Raw genomic sequence first — 21,543 nt, forward strand, 5'->3', positions numbered from 1 at the left:
AACGTAGGACAACAGAGTGAGGAAACCTACGGGGAGATGTGGGCAGGAGTGGAAGTCATTTTTATAATGCGGCAACAACTGCCGCCTATCCACCCCCGAAGGGGGTGGCGGGCGGCGTGAGGTGTGTATACGAGACAGCCGCCCGCCCCCCCCGCCGCCACCCCCGCCGCGCCCTCGGGCACCTCGCCGAAGGAGCCCGGTGCCGCCCGGGTCCCGCTGCGCCTGCCCGGCCCGCGCTCCGGCGGGGACGGCGCGTACCGCGCCCTCCTCGCCCCCGCTCCCCCGATGCTGTCCCACCCGCTGGCCCTGCAACGCGCGCTGCGCCCGCTCAAGCGCCGCGTTCCCGCGCCGGTGGGCCACGAACTGGACGAGGAGGCCACCGCCCACCGCATCGCCCGGTTCGGCGCCGACCCGCGCTGGTGGCTGCCCGTGCTGCGGCCCGCCGCCGAACGCTGGCTCGCCCTGCACCTGGTGCACGACGCCGGCCCGACCATGCCGGTGTGGCGTCCGCTGATCCGTGAACTGCGCACGGCGCTGGCCCAGTCCGGGGTGTTCCGCACCGTGGAGGTGCACCGGCTGGCCGCCGACGGCACGACGGGGCCGGGCGGACCGGCCGCACCGCACGGCGACGGCCGCAGCGTCACCCTGCTGATCAGCGACTGCATGGGCCCGCAGTGGCGGGCCGGCCCGGCGGGCACCCGCTGGTACCGCACCCTGCGCCGCTGGGCCCGGACGATGCCGGTGGCCGTGATACAGCCGCTGCCGGAGCGCCTGTGGCGCACCACGGCGCTGCCGGCCGCCACCGCCCGGCTGTCCGCACCGGGCCGCGCGGCCCCCAACGCCGCCTACACCGTGGAGTTCAGCACCGCGGACCCCGCGCACGAGCCCGCGTCCGGCACGCTGCCGCTGCCGGTCCTGGAGGCCACCTCTCCCTGGCTGGCGACCTGGGCACGGCTGGTGGCGTCCCCGGCGCGGATGGGGCTGACCGGATCGGTGGGCCTGCTCGCCCCCGAGCCGCCGCACGCCGCGCTGGACGCGGAGGGGCGCGGCGACGTGGACCGGCTCGACGCGGAGGAGCTGGGCCTGCGGTTCCGTTCCATCGCCTCCCCGGAGGCCTTCCGCCTGGCCGGTCATCTGGCCGTCGGGCAGCCGCAGTTGCCGGTCATGCGGCTGGTGCAGGCGGCCGTCGAACCCGATCCGCGCCCGCAGCACCCGGCCGAGGTCATCCTCAGCGGGGTGCTGACCACCACCGCGGGCCCGCCCGGCTCGTACGCCTTCCGGCCCGGTGTGCGCGAGGTCCTGCTGCGCACCCTGCCGCACACGGCCCGCTCCCGCACGGCCGGACTGCTCGCCCGGGCCGGTCAGGTGATCGACGCCCGGGCGGGGGTCACGGCCGGCGACTTCCGCGTGGTCGCCCCGGACGAGGCCGGCGACACCCACGCCGCCGGGGAACCGATCGCCGAGGTGGGCCGGGACAGCGTGCGCCGGCTCGGCGGGCGCGCGCCGCGCGAGCTGATCGGGGGACGGTACCGGCTGGTGCGGCAGCGGGGGCTGGGACGGCGCGTCTGGGAGGCGGTGGACGAACAGGAGGCGGGCCGGCGGGGCGTGGTGCACCTGTATCCGCCGCAGGAAGGCTCCCCGGCGCGGTTCCTGCGGGAGGCCGAGGTGCTGGCCGGGGTGCGCAGCCCGCAGGTGGCGTCGGTGCTGGACTTCGGCACCGACGCGCAAACCCCGTATCTGGTGGTGGAGTTCACCGACGGGGTCACCCTCACCGAGCTGCTGGCCACCAGCGGGGCGGGGGTGTCCTGCGCGGTGTTCGCGCGGGTGGTGTCCGACGGCGAGGCCGGGCTGCGGGCGCTGCACGCGCAGGGACTGGTGCGCGGTCAGCGGGGGCCGGAGGGGCTGCTGCTGCGTCCGGACGGCACCGTCGTCCTCAGCCGGTTCGCGCTGGGTGAGGAGTCGCTGGACAAGGACGCCGCGTGGGACCTGTTCCACTTCGGCCAGGAGATGCGCCGGCTCGCCTCCGAGGTGGACGTCCCCCCGGAGCACCGACGGCTGCTCGACCTGATCGACGCCGGCGACCTGGCCGAGGCGGCCGGCTACGCCCGCAGCCCGGAGCTGCGGGAGCGCACCCGGTGGGGGTTCGCCCTGCTCGGCCCCCTGCGGGTCACCCTGGGAGGGCGGGAGGTGCCGGGGCGGCTGTCGCCGGAGGCCAAGGCTCTGCTGTGCCTGCTGCTGCACCGGGCCGGACGGCGGGTCACCCACCGCGAGCTGGCCGAGGGCCTGTGGGAGCAGCCCCCGCCCGAGGACGCGGCCGCCGGCCACCTGCTGCGCCTGAGCCGCGAAGTGCGCCGCCTGCTCGGCCCCGGCACGGTGGCCGCGCTCTCCGACGGTTACGCGCTGCACGTACCCGGCGCCGACATCGACACGGAGGGGTGCGAGGTCCTCAGCGCCCGCACACCGAACCAGGATCCCGAGGCCCGGCGCCTGATGCTGCGAGAAGCCCTGGACCTGTTCCGAGGCGACCCCCTGGAGGAGATCCCCGGCCCGTTCGCCGCGCGCGAGCGCGCCCGGCTGCGTGCCCTGCGCACCCGGATCGCCGGCGCCCTGGCCGAACTCGGCGCCCCCGGCGCCGCGGTGGACGGCCCGCGTCCCGCCCGGCCCGTCGTCGTCTTCGAAGCCGACGGCCTCGGCGACCGGCACGACGACCTCACCCACGTGGTGACCCGGCTGATGTCCCGGGGGAACCTGGCGCCCGAGGCGTACGAGGTGCTGCCGCGCGCCGACGGGTGCGTCGTCCTCACCGAGCCCGGCGCCTATGTGCTGCCGGTCCTGGTCGCCGTGGTGCGCGGGCTGCCGGAGGCGGTGGCGGACCTGGCGGAGGTGTCCCGGCTGCGCGTGACGTTCTGGCACGAGCCCCGGTCCGCGCAGGAGGCGGGGGCCGACGTGCCCGAGCGGGTGCGGCACGTCCTGGACCGGGCCGCCGCGGACCTGGTGGTCGTGGTCTCCCCGACGCTGTACGAGCAGTACACGCGCAGTTCGGCGGCGCTCGGCCCGGAACGGTTCCAGCCGCTGCGCACCGCGCCGGGCACGGATCCGCTCGCCTGGTACTGCCGGCTGCCCCGTACCGCGGACGCCACCGAACGGGACCTGGTGCGCGGCCCGTTCACCACCGCCGACCTGACCGCGCTCGGCCCGGGCGAGCCCGGCCGTACGGCGATCGTGCACACGCTGCCCGACGGGTCGGCCGCCGTCCTCGACCCCGCCGCGGTGCGGGGCGCGCGCCACGGGCGCCCGGCGACGTACTACGAGGTGGACCTGACCGTGCACCGGGCCGGTGACCTGCTGACGCTGCCCGCCTCCGGCGGGAACCGGTTCACGGCCACGGTGGAACTGTCCTGGCACGTCGAGGACCCGGTGGCCTTCGTGCGCGGGCGGATCTCCGACGTCGCCGGCGTGCTCTTCGACCACTTCGCCAAGGAGGCCGCCGCGGTGACGCGCCGCCACCTGCCCTACCGGGCCCGCGCGGCGGCGCAGGCGGTGGACGCGGCGCTGCGGGAGTGGCCGGTGCCGGGCCTGGCGGTGACGCACTCGGTGCAGCTGGCGCCCGCACGGCCCTCCGGCCGCACCGGACGCCGGGCGGGGCGCGGCGAGCCGTCGCTGCCCGCCCTGCTGGACAACGCCCGGACCGTGCTGATCGGCTTCGACGGCCCGGTGACGACGCTGTTCTCGGCCCCGGCCGCCCGTCAGGCCGCGCTGGAGCTGCTGCGGCTGGTCGCGGAGCACCGCGATCCGCAGCAGGCGCTGAGCGGACGGCCGCTGCTGCGGGACAAGGGCCGCTCCTCCGTGGCGCCGGGCTCCTTCGTCCATCCGCTGCAGGTACTGCGCGCCTTCGCGGACCAGGGTGTGGCGCCCGCCCTGCGCGAGCGCCTGGACCGGATCGAGCTGGACGCCGCGGCGAACAGCCCGCTCAGCGCGCAGGCGTTGTCCCTCGTGCGCGCCCTGGACGCCGCCGGCCGCCGGGTGTCGGTGGTCACGGACGTCAGCGAGCGGGCCGTCCACCGCGTCCTGGACCGGCACGGGCTGCCGCTGGCGGGGGTGCACGGCCGCGGCCCGGACCTGACCCGGCTCATGCCGGAGCCGGACCGCCTGCGGCACGCCCTGGACGCGGCCGTGCCGCCGGCGCCGCCGGACGCGGCCCTGCTGGTGTCGTCGTCACCGGCCGAGCTGACCGCCGCCCGCCGCCTGGGCCTGCCCTGCGTCGGTTACGTGTCCCGGCACGCCGCCGAGGAGCAGCTGCTCGCGGCGGGCTGCGACGCCACCGTCTTCTTCTACGAGCCGCTGCTGCACGCCGCCCGTTCCCTGTGAGCCACCGCACGACCGCGCGGTGACACGCCATCCGCTGGACGGCTGCCCGGTGACACGCGAACCGGTGGACGGCCGCGTGCCACACGCGACCGGCAGGCACAGCCGCACCGCACGTGACCGACCGGCACGACCGCGCGCCACACGAGACCGGAAGCCACAGCCGCACCGCACGTGACCGACCGGCACGGCAGTGTGCCGCACCTGACCGGCCGCACGGCCGCGCGCCGCACACGACCGGCCCGCACGGATGTGTCGCTGCACCTCACCCGCCGCACGGCCGTGCAGCGACACGCCGGACGACGGCGAATACGCCCGTTCGGCCGCACCCCGGCCGGCCCCTCTCAGCGGGCGCCACCCGCACGGCCCCCGCAGGATGCCAAAGAGGCCGCCGTTCGGCGGCCGTCCCGGTCCGTGCTCTCGGGAGGATCTGCCATGACCGCCAGTCTGGAGCAGTTGCGCCGCTGCCATGTCGCCGTCGACCTGGGGGCGGCCCGGACCCGTGTGTACGTCAAGGGCGAGGGGCTCGTCGTCGACCAGCCCTCGGTCGCCGCCGTGAACACCCGCACCGGCGCGCTGATCGCCGTCGGCGAGCTGGCGGAGCGGATGACGGGCCGCACCCCGGACTACATCCGCGTGGTCCGCCCGGTCTCCGGCGGCACGGTCATCGACATCGAGATGGCCCAGCGCATGCTGCGGCACCTGATCGGGGACCGGATGCGCCGTTCACTGCGCCGCAAGGCGCCCCGGCTGCGGGCGGCGGCCTGCACCCCGCACGACGCCGACCCGCTGGCCCAGCGGGCGACGATCGAGACGCCGGTGGGTCTCGGGGCCCGCCGGGTGGAACTGGTCGACACGCTGATCGCGGCGGCCGTCGGCTGCGGGCTGCCCGTGGAACGCCCCGAGGCCACCATGATCATGGTGTGCGGGGCAGCGGCGACCCAGGTGGCCGTGTTGTCGCTGGGCTCGATCGTCACCGCCGAACGCATGCCCGTCGGCGGGGAGGCCGTGGACCGGGCGATCGTGCAGCACCTGCGCCGCGAGCGCGCGCTGGTGCTCCCCAGCCAGTCGGTACGGCCGCTGCAGGTGGCCCTGCACGGCACCGGGCTCACCGCGCACGGCCCGTCGGCCACCGAGATCCACGGCCGGGACGTGGCCACGGGTCTGGCCCGGTCGGTGGTGATCGACACCGCGGCGGTGCGGGAGGCCATCCAGACGCCGCTGACCGCCGTGCTGGACGGCATCTACAAGGTGCTGCGGGAGTGCCCGCCGGACCTGGTGGCCGACCTCGCCGACCGCGGGATCATGATGGTCGGCGGCTCCGCGCTGCTGCCGGGCCTGGACCAGATGCTGCGCGAGGCGACCGGCATGCCGGTGCACATCGCCGAACGGCCCGACGTGTGCGCGGTGCAGGGGCTGGGCGAGATGCTGGAGGGCCGCGTCGAGCCGCTGGTGCTGGATCCGCTCGGGGCGTGAGGCCCTTGCCGCGCACGCGGCGGCGAACCGCCGGCCGGCGGCTCCTCAGCGAGGGAACCAGGCGCGCACCGTGGTGCCGTCCTGTCCGGTGTGGATGCGGACGAGGTCGGCGACGAGGTTCACCAGCAGCAGGCCGCGGCCGCCGCGCTGGTCGCGGGGGACGGGCCGGCGCCCGGCCAGCGGATCGTCCAGCCGGCCGCCGTCGCGCACCTCGCACACCACGTGCCCGTCCTCGGCCCACACCCGCAGCTCGCCCGAACCGCCGCCGTGCACCACGCTGTTGGTGGTCAGCTCGGCCGTGGCCAGGGCCAGGTCCTCCAGCGGCCTGCCGCTCAGCCCCAGCCGCTCCCCCTCGGCGGTGGCCACGTGCCGCGCCTGCGACAGGGTGGGGGCGGCGAAGGAGAACGTCAGCGCGTCCGGTGCCGCGGGCGACAGCGGCTCGTTGTAGCGGGCGACGACGTGCTCGGGGGCGTAGGCCGCGCTGCGGTGCTGCCCGGCCGTGCCGGAGGGGATGACGACGGGGTGGGTGGCGTGGGCGTCCGCCAGGGCCCGCTCGTCCAGCCGCACGGCGTCGTACGGGCACAGGATGGTCACCTCACGGCCCTGGAAGGCGGCGTTGATCAGCGCCTCGTGCTGGGCGCAGGCCGGGTACTCGGCGGGCGTGCGCCCGGCCCAGACCGGCTCGCCGATGATCCGCACCCGGCGGCCGGCCGGCTGGGCGTCGGCGAAGGCGCGCAGCACCCCGGGGATGATCCGGCCGGGGGTGCGTCCGGCCTCGCGCATGTCGAGCAGGCGGACGGCGTCGGCGTCCGCGCCGAGCGCGTCCCGGATCAGCCGCAGGTTCTCACCGGGGACGGCCACCGCCACCGGCTCGCCGGACTCCAGCCCGGCACGCACGAAGGGCACGGTGCCCGCGAGGTACTCCTGCTCGCCCCGGTAGAACAGGGCGGGATGGACGAAGGGCTCCGCGGTGGCGGTCATGATGGCGACACCTCGATCCCGGGCAGCCCGGGCCAGAACATCTGCAGTATCCGGGACAGGGCGGACGGCGGCTGGTGGAGCACGATCCGGCGGCCCGGCGGCAACCGCCGGACCGTTTCCGCGAGGACACCGGCACCGGCGACGTCGACGAAGGTCAGGGCGGCGAGTTCCAGGTGGAACACGTCCTCACCCTCGTCCACCGCGTGCTCCAGGGCCCGGGTCCAGGTCGCGCGCGTGACCAGGTCCACCTCGCCCGCCGCGCGCAGACCGGCCCGCCGCGGCAGCGGCGACACCGTCAGCCGCGCCGGCGTTGCCTCCGGCACGGCGGCGACGCGCGGAGCCGAGCCCCTGCGGTCGGATTCGCCCACACCGTCTCCCTGTGCTGTGTCGTCGCCCTTCCCGGACGGTCCTTTCCGGACGAGGAGCACAGTACGCCCCGCCGACCCGTCCGGTTTCCCGAAACCCTCGGGTCCAGTCGTCGGAAGAAGGCCGCCAGGTGTACTCCCTGGACGGCGGGGCAGGCGCAGGAGAGCACCGCCGGGACCGCCGGGGCCGCGGGATTCCGCACCGTCCACGGCCCGGGCCGACCGCAGCCCGGCGGCGACGGGGAACGCGGCGTCGTCGGACGCGCGGACACTGCCGGGGACGAACGAGGCGGGAACATGATCTTGGGGGCACTTCCACCCGTGGCACGACGGTTGCACACGCTTGCCGACGCCCTGGTCGTCGACGTCACCACGCACCCGGACGGCCGGGCCGTGCTCACCGTGCGCGGGGAGCTGGTGCACGGCTGCACGGACACCTTGGCCAAGACGCTGGCCCAACTGCCGCCCGGGGTGCGCCGGATCGACCTCCGGATGGCGGAGGTGAGGTTCATGGACACCGCGGGACTGGAGTTCCTGGCCGCCCTCCACGAGCACGGCAGGCGCCATCTGGTCCCGGTGACGGCGACGGGCTGGACGGGCCAGCCGCTGCGGATCCTGGAACTCGCCGGCCTGGACACCACCGACCCCCTGAACCCGGCGACCGGCGAACCGGCCGACGGCCCCGTGGACGGACCTCCCGACGGCCCCGTCGACGGATCTCCCGGCGGGCCGGACCCGGGCCTCACCGACCCCGCGCCCGCCGCCTTCTCCGCGGTGGCCGCGGAGCGGGCCGAACGGCTGACGCAGCTGCAGCAGGAGGTCGAACAGCTCCGCAGGGCGATCGCCTCCCGCCCGGTGATCGACCAGGCGCGCGGCATCCTGATGGCCGCCCACGTCTGCACCGCGCAGCAGGCCTGGGACATCCTCCGGGTGGCGTCCCAGCGCTCCAACACCAAGCTGCGCACGGTGGCCGCCGCTGTCACCGAGGGTGCCCGGCCGGGCGGTACGCCGCCACCGGAGGAGATCCGTACGGCCCTGCGCACGGCGGTCGCCCTCACCACCTCCGGCACCACCGCGCCCCCGGCACCGTGAGCCCGGGCGCGTCGGCCCGATAAGTCGGGGCACGACGAGGCGACGACGTGCTTCGCGCGGCGTTCGGGGGTACCCGGCAGGCGAGTGACGACCGTCCCCCGTCCGCCAGGAGCCACCACCATGCGAGAGCGCACCCCGTCCCAGGCCGAGGGCGAGCGCGACGACAACAACGAGACCCGCCGCGCCGCCGAACACGCCGACACCCCCTATCCGACCCCGTCCCAGGCCGAGGGCGACCGTGACGATCTTCCGGACACGTCCGACGCCGCCGACACGGACCCGGACCGCACCGCCCGGCACTGAGGGCCGGGCGGTCCCCGGCGTGTCGCTCCCCGCGACAACCGGCCGGGGGGTGCACAGTCGGTCCAGGTGAAAACGATCCTGCACCGAACCGCGAAGGTGGGGCGGGTGGGACTCGAACCCACGGCCGACGGATTATGAGTCCGCTGCTCTAACCGGCTGAGCTACCGCCCCGTACGGCGTGTCGCGCACACTTGTACGCGCCGTCTGCCGCAGCATAGCCGCTCATACGATCTCCTGCTTCGCCATGGTCGGCTTCCAGCGGCCTGCCGCGACCCTCCATGACCTTGAGGACTGCGCCGCGGCCCCGGCGGTTCCGCGCGCGACCGGACCGATGCGGACGACCGCGGTCGGCCACGGACACGACCGGACCCGACACGCCCACGACCGCGACCGGACACGACCGCGCCCGGACCGCACGCGACCGCGCCCGGGCATGAAACCCGGGCATGAAAAAGGACCCCGAAGGGCCCTCGTTCAGCATGCTCCCCCGACTGGACTCGAACCAGTAACCTGCCGGTTAACAGCCGGCTGCTCTGCCAATTGAGCTACGGAGGACCGAAGCTCCCCCGACTGGACTCGAACCAGTAACCTGCCGGTTAACAGCCGGCTGCTCTGCCAATTGAGCTACGGAGGAATGCCTCGTTGCATCGAACGCACCTGCCTGGGTATTCGCCAGTGGGCGCGCGCTCGCTGCGACACATACATTAGCGCAAGCAGGGGGGTGCTCCGCCAATCGGTTCTCCCCGGCTGTCGACGTCGAGGCAAGGAAGGGTGGCCACCATGCGCTACCGGCTCGTGTTCATGGCAGGGCTGGCTGTGGGGTACGTACTGGGGACGAAGGCGGGACGTGAGCGTTACGAACAGCTGACGAAGTCCGCCCGCCGGGTCGCGCAGAACCCGGCCGTGCGCAGCACCGCGGAGACGGCGGCGCAGCAGGGCCGCCGGGTCGCGGGCCGGGCGTGTCACGTGGTGAGCGAGAAGGTCGGGGACCGGATGCCCGAGCCGGTGGCCCGGCGCATGCGCTCCCTGAGCGGGCGCGGCGCGGGCGGGGGCGACGACTGGGGCACCGGGAACGCCTAGGACGATCCCCGCGAGCGGCGCGGGATCGATGCGAGTGCGGCGGGCGCGCCGGAGCGCGTCCGGCACGGCCACCCCGCACGGTGCGGCAGAATTTTCGCCATGGGGATAGTCGCCGGGTTGGACAGCTCACCTGATTTCACTCGCATCGTGGTCTGTGACACGGACACCGGGGCCGTGCTCAGGCAGGGTTACGCGCCACACCCGGTGGAGAGTCCCGAAGGGGGAGGCAGGCCCGCCGACGTCGATCCGCAGGCGTGGCTGCTGTCCCTGGGACAGGCCGCGGGCGGCGGGCTGCTGGAGGGCGTGCAGGCCATCGGCGTGTCCGCCCAGCAGAACGCGCTGGTCCCGCTGGACGCGCAGGGCGCCATGGTGCGGCCGGCGCTGGTCGGCGGCGACCGGCGGGCGCAGGTCGCCGCGGCCGACCTGATCGACGCGCTCGGCGGACGGGAGGCGTGGGCGCAGGCCGTGGGCTGTGTGCCGCAGGCCGCGCAGCCCGTCACCAAGCTGCGCTGGCTGGCGAAGAACGAACCGGGGGCCGCCGCCCGCACCGCCCTGGTGCTCCAGGCCCACGACTGGCTGGGGTGGCAGCTGCCGGGCCGGCCGGTCCGGCGCACCACCGACCGGGGCGGCGCCTCCGGCACCGGCTACTGGTCGGCGGCCACCGGCGCCTGGCGGCCGGACCTGGTGGAGCTGGCGCTCGGCCACCAGGCGGCGCTGCCGGAGGTGATCGGTCCGGCCGAGGCGGCCGGCACCACCCCCGAGGGGCTGCTGATCTCGGCCGGTACCGGGGAGACCATGGCCGCCGCGTTCGGGCTCGGACTGGGCCTGGGCGACGTGGTCGTGTCGCTGGGTGCCTCCGGGTCCGTGATGGCGGTGCATCCCGAGGCGCTGACCGACCAGTCCGGCATGATCACCTCGCTCGCCGACGCCACCGGCATGCACCTGCCGGTCGTCACCACGCTGAACGCGGTGCGGGCGCTGCGCGGCACCGCCGAGCTGCTGGGCCTGCCGGACCTTCAGAGCCTGTCCGAGCTGGCGATGAAGTCGACCCCGGGGGCGCACGGGCTGGTGCTGCTGCCCTATCTGGAGGGCGAGCGGACCCCGAGCCTGCCGCACACCGCCGGCACGCTGGCGGGCCTGAGGCGTGAGTCGATGAAGCCGGAGCATCTGGCGCGGGCCGCGTTCGAGGGCATGCTGTGCGGGCTGGCGGACGCCCTGGACGTGCTGCGCGGGCGGGGCGTGGAGGTGCGGCGCGTCTTCCTGCTCGGGGCGGCGGCCGAACTGCCCGCCGTGCAGGCCTCGGCGCCCGCCCTGTTCGGCGCACAGGTCGTGGTGCCGCAGCCCGCGGACTACGCCGCGATCGGCGCCGCCCGGCAGGCCGCGTGGGCGCTCGGCGTCTCCCGGGGCACGCTGGATCCGCGGACGCCGCCGGCCTGGCAGGGCGCCGCGGCCCAGGTCCTGGAGCCCGGTGAGGAACTGGCGGCGGGCCAGGCGGTGCGTCAGCAGTACGTGGCGGTGCGCGAGCAGACCCACCCGGGGGCGTTTCGTCCGTGAACACCCATGACGTCCTGAATTCACCCGGTCGGAGCAGTCCGCCGGCTGACGGCGTGTCGCTCGACGGACCGCGATCGGGTTAATCAGTTGAGGTAACACGGGTGGAGTGTCCGACGATAGGGGCCAGGGGATGCCGACCGATCCCCTGACTGCCGACTCCGAGAGACCCCAGTGCTCATACGACTTCTGCGGACCTGTCTCAGGCCCTACAAGAAACCCCTCGCCGCGCTGGTGCTGCTGCAGCTGCTGCAGACCTGCGCCACGCTCTACCTGCCCACGCTGAACGCGCACATCATCGACAACGGTGTCGTCAAGGGCGACACCGGCTACATCCTGGCCTTCGGCGGCGTGATGATCGCCATCTCGCTGGTGCAGGTGGTGTGCAACATCGGTGCCGTCTACTTCGGTGCCCGCACCGCCTCCGCGCTCGGCCGGGACGTCCGCGCCTCCGTCTTCGACCGGGTGCAGTCCTTCTCCGCGCGTGAGGTCGGCCACTTCGGCGCGCCCTCGCTCATCACCCGTACGACGAACGACGTCCAGCAGGTCCAGACGCTGGTCCTGATGACGTTCACCCTGATGGTGTCGGCGCCCATCATGTGTGTGGGCGGCATCGTCCTGGCCCTCGGGCTGGACGTGCCGCTGTCGGGTGTCCTGGTCGCCGTGGTCCCCGTGCTGGGCATCTGCGTGACGCTGATCGTGCGCCGGCTGCGCCCGCTGTTCCGGTCCATGCAAAAGCGCCTGGACACGGTGAACCGGGTGCTGCGCGAGCAGATCAGCGGCAACCGCGTCATCCGCGCCTTCGTCCGCGACGAGTACGAGAAGGAGCGCTTCCGGAAGGCCAACGCGGACCTGACGGACATGTCGCTGGCCACCGGTCGGCTGCTGGCGCTGATGTTCCCGATGGTGATGACGGTGGTGAACCTGTCGTCCATTGCGGTCGTGTGGTTCGGCGCGCACCGCATCGACAGCGGCGGCATGCAGATCGGTGACCTGACCGCGTTCCTGGCCTATCTGATGCAGATCGTGATGTCGGTCATGATGGCCACGTTCATGTTCATGATGGTGCCGCGCGCGGAGGTGTGCGCCGAGCGCATCCAGGAGGTGCTGGACACCGAGTCCAGCGTGGTGCCGCCGCTCGCGCCGGTCGCCGAGCTGCGCCGCCACGGGCATCTGGAGCTGCGTCAGGCCGGCTTCCGCTATCCGGGGGCCGAGGAGGCGGTGCTCAAGGGCGTGGACCTGGTGGCCCGCCCCGGTGAGGTGACGGCCGTGATCGGGTCCACCGGCAGCGGCAAGTCCACGCTGCTGGGCCTGGTGCCCCGGCTGTTCGACGCCACCGAGGGCGAGGTCCTGGTGGGCGGCGTGGACGTGCGGACCATCGACGCCGCCCTGCTGGCGAAGACGGTCGGGATGGTGCCGCAGAAGCCGTACCTGTTCGCCGGCACGGTCGCCTCCAACCTGCGCTACGGCAACCCGGACGCCACCGACGAGGAGCTGTGGCACGCGCTGGAGGTGGCGCAGGCCAAGGACTTCGTCGCCGAGCTGGAGGGCGGCCTGGAAGCGCCCGTCGCGCAGGGCGGCACGAACGTCTCCGGTGGTCAGCGCCAGCGCCTGGCCATCGCCCGCACCCTCGTGCAGCGCCCGGAGATCTACCTGTTCGACGACTCCTTCTCCGCGCTGGACTACGCCACCGACGCGGCCCTGCGGGCCGCTCTGGCCCGGGAGACCGCAGAGGCGACCGTCGTCATCGTCGCCCAGCGGGTGGCGACCATCCGGGACGCGGACCGGATCATCGTCCTGGACGAGGGCCGGGTGGTCGGCAGCGGCCGCCACCACGAGCTGATGGCGGACAACGAGACCTACCGGGAGATCGTCCTCTCCCAGCTGACGGAAGCGGAGGCTGCCTGATGGCCGGGCCCATGGGTCGGATGATGGCCGGAGCCGGCCCCGACAACCGCTCGATGGACTTCAAGAAGTCCGGCAGACGGCTCATCGCCCAGTTCCGGCCCGAACGGGTGACGATCATCACGCTGGTGCTGTGCGTGGTGGTGAGCGTCGCGCTCAGCGTGATCGGGCCGAAGATCCTCGGCCGGGCCACCGACCTGGTGTTCGGCGGGATCATCGGCCGGCAGATGCCGGCCGGGGCGACCAAGGAGCAGGTCCTGGAGGGCATGCGGCAGCACGGCCAGGGCGCTGTCGCCGACATGCTGGGGAGCACCGACTTCACCCCCGGCAAGGGCATCGACTTCGACGCGGTCGGCACGGTCCTGCTGTTCGCGCTGTGCACGTTCCTGGCGGCCGGTCTGCTGATGGCGGTGGCGACCCGGCTGGTGAACCGGACGGTGAACCGGACCGTGTTCCGGCTGCGCGAGGACGTGCAGACGAAGCTGTCGCGGCTGCCGCTGTCGTACTTCGACCGGCGCCAGCGCGGCGAGGTGCTCTCCCGCGCCACCAACGACATCGACAACATCGGGCAGACGCTGAACCAGTCGATGGGTCAGCTCATCAACTCGCTGCTGACCATCATCGGCGTGCTCGCCATGATGTTCTACGTCTCCTGGATCCTGGCGCTGGTGGCGCTGGTGACCGTGCCGCTGTCGTTCTTCGTGGCCACCAAGGTGGGCAAGCGCAGCCAGCCGCAGTTCGTGCAGCAGTGGCGCACCACCGGCAAGCTGAACGCGCACATCGAGGAGATGTACACCGGGCACACCCTGGTGAAGGTGTTCGGGCGGCAGGAGGAGTCGGCGAAGCAGTTCGCCGAGCAGAACGAGGCGTTGTACGAGGCGGGGTTCAGGGCGCAGTTCAACAGCGGCATCATGCAGCCGCTGATGATGTGCGTGTCGAACCTGAACTACGTGCTGGTGGCCGTGGTCGGCGGCCTGCGCGTGGCCTCCGGTTCGCTGTCCATCGGTGACGTGCAGGCGTTCATCCAGTATTCGCGGCAGTTCTCCATGCCGCTGACCCAGGTCGCCTCGATGGCGAACCTGGTGCAGTCCGGCGTCGCCTCCGCCGAGCGCATCTTCGAACTCCTCGACGCCGAGGAGCAGGAGCCGGACCCGGTGCCGGGCGTGCGGCCGGAGGAGCTGCGCGGCCGGGTCGCGCTGGAGCACGTCTCCTTCCGCTACGACCCGGACAAGCCGCTCATCGAGGACCTGTCCCTCACGGTGGAGCCGGGCCACACGGTGGCCATCGTCGGCCCGACCGGCGCGGGCAAGACCACCCTGGTCAACCTGCTGATGCGGTTCTACGAGGTCACCGGCGGGCGCATCACGCTGGACGGCGTGGACATCGCGCGCATGTCCCGGGACGAACTGCGCTCCGGCATCGGCATGGTGCTGCAGGACACCTGGCTGTTCGGCGGCACCATCGCGGAGAACATCGCCTACGGCGCCTCCCGCGAGGTCACCCGCGGCGAGATCGAGGAGGCGGCGCGGGCGGCGCACGCCGACCGGTTCATCCGCACCCTGCCCGACGGCTACGACACCGTCATCGACGACGAGGGCTCCGGGGTCAGCGCCGGTGAGAAGCAGCTCATCACCATCGCGCGGGCGTTCCTGTCCGACCCGGTGATCCTGGTGCTGGACGAGGCGACCAGCTCGGTGGACACCCGCACCGAGGTGCTCATCCAGAAGGCGATGGCCAAACTCCAGCACGGCAGGACGTCGTTCGTCATCGCCCACCGGCTCTCCACGATCCGGGACGCGGACACGATCCTGGTCATGGAGAACGGCTCGATCGTCGAACAGGGCGCGCACGACGAGCTGCTGGCGGCCGACGGGGCCTACGCGCGGCTGTACAAGGCGCAGTTCGCGCAGGCGGTCGCGGAGGTCGACTGAGCCGGACGGGGGGCCGCCCGCGCGGGCGGCCCCCCGCGTTTCAGTCCAGGTAGCCGCGCAGCTGGTCGGCGAAGGCGTGGTCGCGCAGCTTGTTGAGGGTCTTGGACTCGATCTGCCGGATGCGTTCGCGGGTCACGCCGAACAGGCGCCCTATCTCCTCCAGGGTGCGCGGCCGGCCGTCCACGAGCCCGTAGCGCAGCTGGACGACCTTGCGTTCGCGCTCCCCCAGCGTCGACAGCACGGCGTGCAGGTGCTCGCGCAGCAGCAGGAACGCCGCCGACTCCACGGGGGAGGCGGCGTCGCCGTCCTCGATGAGGTCGCCGAGGGCGACGTCCTCCTCCTCGCCGACCGGGGCGTGCAGCGAGATGGGTTCCTGGGCCAGCCGCAGCACCTCGTCGACCCGCTCGGGCGGCAGCTCCAGGTGGGCGGCGACCTCCTCGGCGGTCGGCTCGTACCCGCGTTCCTGCAGCATCCGCCGCTGCACCCGCACCACCCGGTTGATCAGCTCGACGACGTGCACGGGCACGCGGATGGTGCGGGCCTGGTCGGCCAGCGCCCGGGACATGGCCTGGCGGATCCACCAGGTGGCGTAGGTGGAGAACTTGTAGCCGCGGGCGTAGTCGAACTTCTCCACCGCCCGGATCAGTCCCAGGTTGCCCTCCTGCACCAGGTCGAGCATGGTCAGCCCGCGCCCGACGTACCGCTTGGCGACCGACACCACCAGCCGCAGGTTGGCCTCGATCAGCCGCCGCTTGGCCACGCGCCCCATGACCACCAGCCGGTCCAGGTCGCCGGCGAGCCGGCTGTCCAGGTCGGGGGTGCTGTTCAGCTTCTCCTCGGCGAACAGTCCCGCCTCCACCCGCCGGGCCAGCTCCACCTCCTCCGCGGCAGTGAGCAGCGGTATCCGGCCGATCTCCCGCAGGTACTGTCGGAACAGGTCCGCGGACGGCCCGCCGGTCTCGACGCGGGCCGCGGCGGCCGGCCCGGCCGGCTCGGGTTCCTCGGCCGGTTCGGGTGCGCCGGCCGCCGGCTCCCCCGCGGCAGGGTCCTCCGGCTCGTCCGGCGCCGGGGTCTCAGGGTGCACCCCGGGACGGGTCTCCGGGTGGTGCGCGATCTGGTTCTGGGGCGGTACGGCCGCGATGACGACGCCGGCGCCGGGGGTGATGTCGGTCTGGGTGAGGGTCTGGGTCTGCACGCGGGCGACCTCCAGGATCATCGCTGTCGACCTGTGCGGCAGCGGTACTCGGGGGACGGCCGCGGCGGCCTCGCCGCCGTCCGTCCCGGACGCGAGGGGCGCGGCCGCGGTCGTGCGGGACCCGTGGGGAAGGGACCGGCCGCGCTCGGGAGACTCGGGCACCGGACCCAGTGTGGGGTACGACACATCGCCGCCACGAGGGGCGTGCGGTGACTTTTTGCGGTCGGTCCGTCACCGGGCGGTGGTACGCGCCGGCCGCCGGACGGCTCCCGGCCCTACAGGGCCGCCGCTCCCCGCTCCCGCAGGGCCTGGTCGTACTGCTGCAGCACCCACAGCTCGTTCTGGACGGCGGCGAGCTGGGCGGGGTCGCCGCCGTTGGACAGGCGGGCGACGGTGCCGGTGAGGTCGCGGATGCGGCGTTCGACGGCGCGGCGGCGGACGCGGACCAGGACCTCGCCCGCGTACAACTCGTCGACCGAGCGACGCATGATCGCTTCCACCGCCAGCTCCGTGACCATCGCGCGGACCGTGTCGTCGGGAGCGGCCTCACGCACGCGCAGCAGATACTCCTGCGGGTCCGCCGTGCCGTACTCCGCACCGCCCGCGTCCAGGATGGCCTGGCGGACGGCCGCGTACGGCGGGGGGGTGAACTCGTCCACGCCGTAGGCGTCGAAGGCCGGGGAGACCAGTTCGGGGCGCTGCAGGGCGAGCTTGAGCAGTTCGCGCTCGGTGGCGTGGACGGGGTTGCGCAGGTGCAGGGCGGGGCCGCGCGGCGCGGAGTGGGCGGGCGCGGGGTACGACGGCTGCGGGCCGCCGGGCCGGCGCTCCGGCGCGGGGCCGCGGCCGCCGCGCTCGCGGGCCCAGCGGGCCAGTTGGGCCACCCGCCGGACCACGAACTGGGTGTCGAGGATGCCGAGCAGGCCGGCGAGCTGGACGGCGACCTCGTGCTGGGCGCCGCTGTTCTTGATCCGGGCGACGATGGGCGCGGCCTCGTCCAGGGCGGCGGCCCGGCCGGCCGGGGTGTCCAGGTCGTAGCGGGCGACGATCTGGCGCAGTGCGAACTCGAACAGCGGGGTGCGCGGCTGGACCAGGTCGGCGACGGCCTCGTCCCCCTTGGCCAGGCGCAGCTCGCAGGGGTCCATGCCGTCCGGGGCGATCGCGATGTAGGTCTCGGCGGCGAACTTCTGGTCGTCCTCGAAGGCGCGCAGGGCCGCCTTCTGCCCGGCCGCGTCACCGTCGAAGGTGAAGATCACCCGGGCCGAGCCGTTGTCCATCAGCAGCCGGCGCAGGATCTTGATGTGGTCGCCGCCGAAGGCGGTGCCGCAGGTGGCGATGGCGGTGCGCACCCCGGCCAGGTGGCAGGCCATGACGTCGGTGTAGCCCTCGACGACGACGGCCCGGCTGGTCTTGGCGATCTCCTTCTTCGCCAGGTCGATGCCGTACAGCACCTGCGACTTGCGGTAGAGCGGCGTCTCGGGGGTGTTGAGGTACTTGGGGCCGGTGTCCGCCTCGTACAGCTTGCGCGCGCCGAAGCCGACGACCTCGCCGCCGATGTCGCGGATCGGCCACATCAGCCGGCCGCGGAAGCGGTCGATGGGGCCGCGGCGGCCCTCCTGGGCCAGGCCGGAGAGGATCAGCTCCTTGTCGCTGAAGCCCTTGCCGCGCAGGAACCGGGTGAGGTGGTCCCAGCCCTGCGGGCTGTAGCCGACGCCGAAGTGCACGGCGGCGGCCTGGTCGAAGCCGCGCTCCGCGAGGAAGACGCGGCCGGTCTCGGCCTCCGGGGAGGTCGCGAGCTGCTCGGCGTACCACTCGGCGGCCAGCTTGTGCGCCTCGACCAGGCGGATGCGCTCGCCGCGCTGGTGGGCGGGGTTGTAGCCGCCCTCCTCGTAGCGCAGGGTGATGCCGGCCTGGGCGGCCAGGCGCTCGACCGCCTCGGAGAAGGAGAGGTGGTCGATCTTCATCACGAACGTGATGGTGTCGCCGCCCTCCTGGCAGCCGAAGCAGTGGAAGAGTCCCTTGCTCGGGCTGACCTGGAAGGACGGCGACTTCTCGTCGTGGAACGGGCACAGGCCCTTCAGGTTGCCGCCGCCCGCGTTGCGCAGCTGGAGGTACTCGGACACCACGGCGTCGATCGGGACCGCGTCCCGTACCGCCTTCACGTCCTCGTCGTTGATCCGTCCTGCCACGCTTGAATTCTACGGGGGCGGACCGACACCCCCGCCGCGAGCCGCCGTCGCGGCCGGGGGCCGGGGCTGCCGCCGGAAGCGTCCGGCCGGGGAGCCGGGAGCCCCCGAGCATCCCCGGAAGCCGAGAGGCCCGGGCGCCGCCCCCGAAGACGTGGCCGAGGGGTGGTGCGGTGATGCGTCTCCGCCGCAGGAGCTCCCGGGCGTCAGGGGAGCAGGTCGGCCAGCGGTACGTGCGGGTCCGCCAGGGCCTCGGTGTCCACCTGTGCCCGGGTGCGGATCAGCCGCTGGATCGGGTCCGTGACGTCCCACACGTTGACGTTCATCCCGGCCAGCACCCGGCCCTCCTTCACCCAGAACGCGATGAACTCCCGCTTCCCGGCGTCGCCGCGGATCACCACCTGGTCGTAGGACCCGGGCGGCGCCCATCCGCTGTACTCCATGCCCAGGTCGTACTGGTCGGAGAAGAAGTAGGGCACCCGGTCGTACACGACGTCCCGGCCGAGCATCGAGCGGGCCGCGGCCGGACCGCCGTTGAGGGCGTTGGCCCAGTGCTCCACGCGCATCCGGGTGCCGAACAGTTCGTGCGGGAAGGCGGCCACGTCACCGGCGGCGTGGATGTCCGGGTCGGAGGTGCGCAGGTGCTCGTCCACGACGATGCCGCCGCCCAGCGCGCGGTCCGCCAGCTCCAGTCCGGCCGACTCGGCGAGCGCGACGCGCGGCGCGGCGCCGATCGCGGCCAGCACGTCGTGGCAGGGGTGCTCCTCGCCGTCGTCGGTGCGGGCGGCGAGCACCATGCCGTCCTGGCCGACGATCTCGGTGAGCCGGGCCCCGAAGTGGAACCGGACGCCGTGCTCGCGGTGCAGTTCGGCGAAGAGCTGGCCCAGCTCGGGGCCGAGCACGCCGTGCAGCGGCGTGGGGGACGGCTCGACGACGGTGACCTCGGCGCCGTACTCGCGGGCCGCGGCGGCGACCTCCAGGCCGATCCAGCCGGCGCCCGCGACCACCAGGTGGCCGTTGTCCCGGCCGAGGTGGGTCAGGACGTTCTTCAGGCGCTCGGCGTGGGCGAGGCGGCGCAGGTGGTGGACGCCGGCGAGGTCGGTGCCGGGGATGTCCAGGCGGCGCGGCTCGGCGCCGGTGGCCAGCAGCAGCTTGTCGTAGCGCACGTGCGTGCCGTCGTCGCCGTAGTGGACGGTCTTCGCGGCGCGGTCGATGGCGACGACGGTCTGGCCGAGGTGCAGCTCGATGTCGTTCTGCGCGTACCAGGCCGGTTCGTGGACGAAGACCGACTCGCGCTGCTCCTTGCCGAGGAGGTACCCCTTGGACAGCGGCGGGCGTTCGTAGGGATGGTCACGCTCGTCGCAGATGAGGATGACGCGGCCGCTGAAGCCTTCCGCGCGAAGGGTCTCGGCCGCCTTCGCGCCGGCCAGACCTCCTCCGACGATGACGAATGTCTGATCCGCGTCGACCACTTGTTGCCTCCTCGTCAGGGTGCCGCCACATGCGAGCGTCCCGCACGGAGCGTGATGCGGGAAGAGGGAGTGGCCCGATCAGGCCACGGAGGGTCACAGGAGGACCCGGCTCCGGGGCCCTCGGGGCACTTCTGTCACATCGTTCACTGCGCTCCCACGGGTATCACGGTTGCGGGTAAGCGCGCTGTCAGCGTCCCGGGCGGTTTCGGTGGCGGTTTCATGCACGGCTTCCCGTCCGGCCGCCCTGCCCGGTGAGCCGGGCGTGCAGCGAGCGGGCCGAGGCGTCGGTGAGGGAGGCGATCTGGTCGACGATCACCCGCTTGCGGGCACGGTCGTCGGGGGCCTGGTGGAACAGGGCGCGGAACTGCGGGTCCAGTCCCTCGGGGGCGCGCGCGGTCAGCGCGTCGGCCAGCTCCAGGACCACGATCCGCTGCCGCGCGCGCAGCCGCTCCTGCTCAGCGCGCTGCATCACGTACAGGTCGGCGACGGCCTTGAGGACGGCGCACTCCGTCCGGGTGCTGGGCGGCACCACCAGCTCGGCGCCGTACCGGGTGAGCCGGCCGCCCCCGTACCGCTGCCGGGTGGCGCCCTCGGCGGCCAGGCAGAAGCGGCCGATGAGCTGGCTGGTGGCGTCCTTCAGGCGGGCCTGGGCGAGCGCCGAGCCGTCGTAGCCGTGCGGCCACCACTCCTGGGCGAGGAGCCGGTCCAGGGCCTCGGACAGCTCCTCGGGGTCGGTGCCGGCCGGGACGTAGCGGGCGGGGGCGCCCGCGAAGATCTCCCGCCGTTCGGGGTCGGCCTGCAGGCAGGCGGGGTCGATGTGGCCGGCGTGCAGGCCGTCCTCCAGGTCGTGCACCGAGTACGCCACGTCGTCGGACCAGTCCATGACCTGGGCCTCGAAGCAGGTGCGCGTGCCGGGCGCCTGGGCGCGCACCCAGTCGAAGACGGGCCGGTCGTCCTCGTACACCCCGAACTTCGGGGAGTCGGGGTCACTGGGGTGGGCACCGCGCGGCCAGGGGTACTTCGTCGCGGCGTCCAGCGCGGCGCGGGTGAGGTTGAGCCCGACGCTGACCAGCTCGCCGGACGCGGGGTCGGTGACGAACCGCTTGGGTTCGATCCGGGTGAGCAGGCGCAGCGACTGGGCGTTGCCCTCGAAGCCGCCGCAGTCGCGGGCGAACTCGTTCAGCGCCTGCTCGCCGTTGTGCCCGAAGGGCGGGTGGCCCAGGTCGTGGGAGAGGCAGGCGGCCTCCACCAGGTCGGGGTCGCAGCCGAGGGCCGCGCCCAGCTCGCGGCCGACCTGGGCGCACTCCAGCGAGTGGGTGAGCCGGGTGCGCGGGCTCGGGTCCCAGGCCTGGCTGCGCTCGCCCGGGGTGACCACCTGCGTCTTGCCCGCCAGGCGTCTGAGCGCCGCGGAGTGCAGCACGCGCGCGCGGTCGCGCTGGAAGGCCGTACGGCCCGGCCGCTTGTCCGGCTCGGCGGCCCACCGCTCCACCGCCGCGGCCTCGTAGCCGGTGGGCGGCAGGTGGTGGTACGGCGCTGCTGCTGCGGAGGCGATCCCTTCCATGACTCGACACTAAGCGCAGGCACCGACAATCGGCGTGTCACGGTCCGGCCGCGATCGGTGACCGCCGCCGGGCCGCGGGGCAT

The 21,543-nt window shown here is 73.8% G+C and carries 14 protein-coding genes and 3 tRNA genes; 8 read left to right on the plus strand and 9 right to left on the minus strand.

Annotated features, from left to right (window positions below):
* The first annotated feature begins 123 nt into the window (after positions 1-123).
* Together GV126_RS11775 and GV126_RS11780 are read left to right on the plus strand one after the other, a co-directional pair.
* A complete protein-coding gene (locus GV126_RS11775) occupies positions 124-4,368 on the plus strand; it encodes an SAV_2336 N-terminal domain-related protein (protein WP_159665376.1) in 4,245 nt (1,414 codons plus the stop codon).
* A 432-nt stretch (positions 4,369-4,800) separates the two neighbouring features.
* Complete coding sequence (locus GV126_RS11780; RefSeq protein WP_159665379.1) at positions 4,801-5,841, plus strand: rod shape-determining protein; 1,041 nt, start codon at positions 4,801-4,803, stop codon at positions 5,839-5,841.
* 45 nt (positions 5,842-5,886) lie between these two features.
* Here GV126_RS11780 and GV126_RS11785 read toward each other — a convergent pair whose 3' ends face one another.
* On the minus strand, positions 5,887-6,822 hold the full coding sequence (locus GV126_RS11785) for an anti-sigma factor RsbA family regulatory protein (RefSeq protein WP_159665382.1): 936 nt from the start codon (positions 6,820-6,822) through the stop codon (positions 5,887-5,889).
* Positions 6,819-7,190, minus strand: a complete 372-nt coding sequence (locus GV126_RS11790) for an STAS domain-containing protein (RefSeq protein WP_328707336.1) — start codon at positions 7,188-7,190, stop codon at positions 6,819-6,821. Before GV126_RS11790 ends, GV126_RS11785 begins: the two co-directional genes overlap by 4 nt.
* 294 nt (positions 7,191-7,484) lie before the next feature.
* Between GV126_RS11790 and GV126_RS11795 the strand changes: the two genes are divergently transcribed.
* Positions 7,485-8,279 (plus strand): ANTAR domain-containing protein, encoded by a 795-nt coding sequence (locus GV126_RS11795; protein WP_159665385.1) that lies wholly within the window; start codon positions 7,485-7,487, stop codon positions 8,277-8,279.
* 120 nt (positions 8,280-8,399) lie between these two features.
* Positions 8,400-8,582: a hypothetical protein gene (locus GV126_RS11800; RefSeq protein ID WP_159665388.1), complete on the plus strand. Its 183-nt coding sequence runs from the start codon at positions 8,400-8,402 to the stop codon at positions 8,580-8,582.
* 97 nt (positions 8,583-8,679) lie between these two features.
* Here the strand turns inward: GV126_RS11800 and GV126_RS11805 are convergent.
* The 3 genes from GV126_RS11805 to GV126_RS11815 all read right to left on the minus strand — a co-directional run bounded on the left by GV126_RS11805 (position 8,680) and on the right by GV126_RS11815 (position 9,216).
* Positions 8,680-8,753: transfer RNA gene (locus GV126_RS11805), tRNA-Ile, on the minus strand.
* Between the two features lie 311 nt (positions 8,754-9,064).
* Positions 9,065-9,137: transfer RNA gene (locus tag GV126_RS11810), tRNA-Asn, on the minus strand.
* 6 nt (positions 9,138-9,143) lie between these two features.
* Positions 9,144-9,216 (minus strand) — tRNA-Asn (locus GV126_RS11815).
* A gap of 146 nt (positions 9,217-9,362) precedes the next feature.
* Here GV126_RS11815 and GV126_RS11820 point away from each other — a divergent pair.
* From GV126_RS11820 to GV126_RS11835, 4 genes are all read left to right on the plus strand, one after another.
* On the plus strand, positions 9,363-9,662 hold the full coding sequence (locus tag GV126_RS11820; protein ID WP_159665391.1) for a YtxH domain-containing protein: 300 nt from the start codon (positions 9,363-9,365) through the stop codon (positions 9,660-9,662).
* A gap of 99 nt (positions 9,663-9,761) precedes the next feature.
* Complete coding sequence (locus GV126_RS11825) at positions 9,762-11,216, plus strand: xylulokinase (RefSeq protein WP_159665394.1); 1,455 nt, start codon at positions 9,762-9,764, stop codon at positions 11,214-11,216.
* 171 nt (positions 11,217-11,387) lie between these two features.
* Complete coding sequence (locus tag GV126_RS11830) at positions 11,388-13,121, plus strand: ABC transporter ATP-binding protein (protein ID WP_159665397.1); 1,734 nt, start codon at positions 11,388-11,390, stop codon at positions 13,119-13,121.
* Complete coding sequence (locus GV126_RS11835; RefSeq protein WP_159665400.1) at positions 13,121-15,049, plus strand: ABC transporter ATP-binding protein; 1,929 nt, start codon at positions 13,121-13,123, stop codon at positions 15,047-15,049. Before GV126_RS11830 ends, GV126_RS11835 begins: the two co-directional genes overlap by 1 nt.
* A gap of 40 nt (positions 15,050-15,089) precedes the next feature.
* Here the strand turns inward: GV126_RS11835 and GV126_RS11840 are convergent, their stop codons facing one another.
* The 4 genes from GV126_RS11840 to GV126_RS11855 form a co-directional block, all read right to left on the minus strand.
* Entirely contained in the window at positions 15,090-16,406 is a 1,317-nt protein-coding gene (locus tag GV126_RS11840) for an RNA polymerase sigma factor (protein ID WP_159665406.1), read from the minus strand.
* Positions 16,407-16,519: 113 nt separating this feature from the next.
* Entirely contained in the window at positions 16,520-18,430 is a 1,911-nt protein-coding gene (dnaG, locus tag GV126_RS11845; protein ID WP_159665409.1) for a DNA primase, read from the minus strand.
* Positions 18,431-18,633: 203 nt separating this feature from the next.
* Positions 18,634-19,899 (minus strand): NAD(P)/FAD-dependent oxidoreductase, encoded by a 1,266-nt coding sequence (locus GV126_RS11850; RefSeq protein ID WP_159665412.1) that lies wholly within the window; start codon positions 19,897-19,899, stop codon positions 18,634-18,636.
* A gap of 217 nt (positions 19,900-20,116) precedes the next feature.
* On the minus strand, positions 20,117-21,460 hold the full coding sequence (locus GV126_RS11855) for a deoxyguanosinetriphosphate triphosphohydrolase (RefSeq protein WP_159665415.1): 1,344 nt from the start codon (positions 21,458-21,460) through the stop codon (positions 20,117-20,119).
* Between the last annotated feature and the right edge of the window lie 83 nt (positions 21,461-21,543).

Origin of the sequence: Streptomyces mexicanus (assembly GCF_902506575.1) — a bacterium.
Lineage (GTDB): Bacteria > Actinomycetota > Actinomycetes > Streptomycetales > Streptomycetaceae > Streptomyces > Streptomyces mexicanus.

Bases quoted from the DNA above. Each gene is read 5' to 3' on its own strand.
- GV126_RS11780 (WP_159665379.1), top strand. From the start codon at position 4,801: ATGACCGCCAGTCTGGAGCAGTTGCGCCGCTGCCATGTCGCCGTCGAC.
- GV126_RS11785 (WP_159665382.1), bottom strand. From the start codon at position 6,822: ATGACCGCCACCGCGGAGCCCTTCGTCCATCCCGCCCTGTTCTACCGG.
- GV126_RS11795 (WP_159665385.1), top strand. From the start codon at position 7,485: ATGATCTTGGGGGCACTTCCACCCGTGGCACGACGGTTGCACACGCTT.
- GV126_RS11800 (WP_159665388.1), top strand. From the start codon at position 8,400: ATGCGAGAGCGCACCCCGTCCCAGGCCGAGGGCGAGCGCGACGACAAC.
- GV126_RS11820 (WP_159665391.1), top strand. From the start codon at position 9,363: ATGCGCTACCGGCTCGTGTTCATGGCAGGGCTGGCTGTGGGGTACGTA.
- GV126_RS11825 (WP_159665394.1), top strand. From the start codon at position 9,762: ATGGGGATAGTCGCCGGGTTGGACAGCTCACCTGATTTCACTCGCATC.
- GV126_RS11835 (WP_159665400.1), top strand. From the start codon at position 13,121: ATGGCCGGGCCCATGGGTCGGATGATGGCCGGAGCCGGCCCCGACAAC.
- GV126_RS11855 (WP_159665415.1), bottom strand. From the start codon at position 21,460: ATGGAAGGGATCGCCTCCGCAGCAGCAGCGCCGTACCACCACCTGCCG.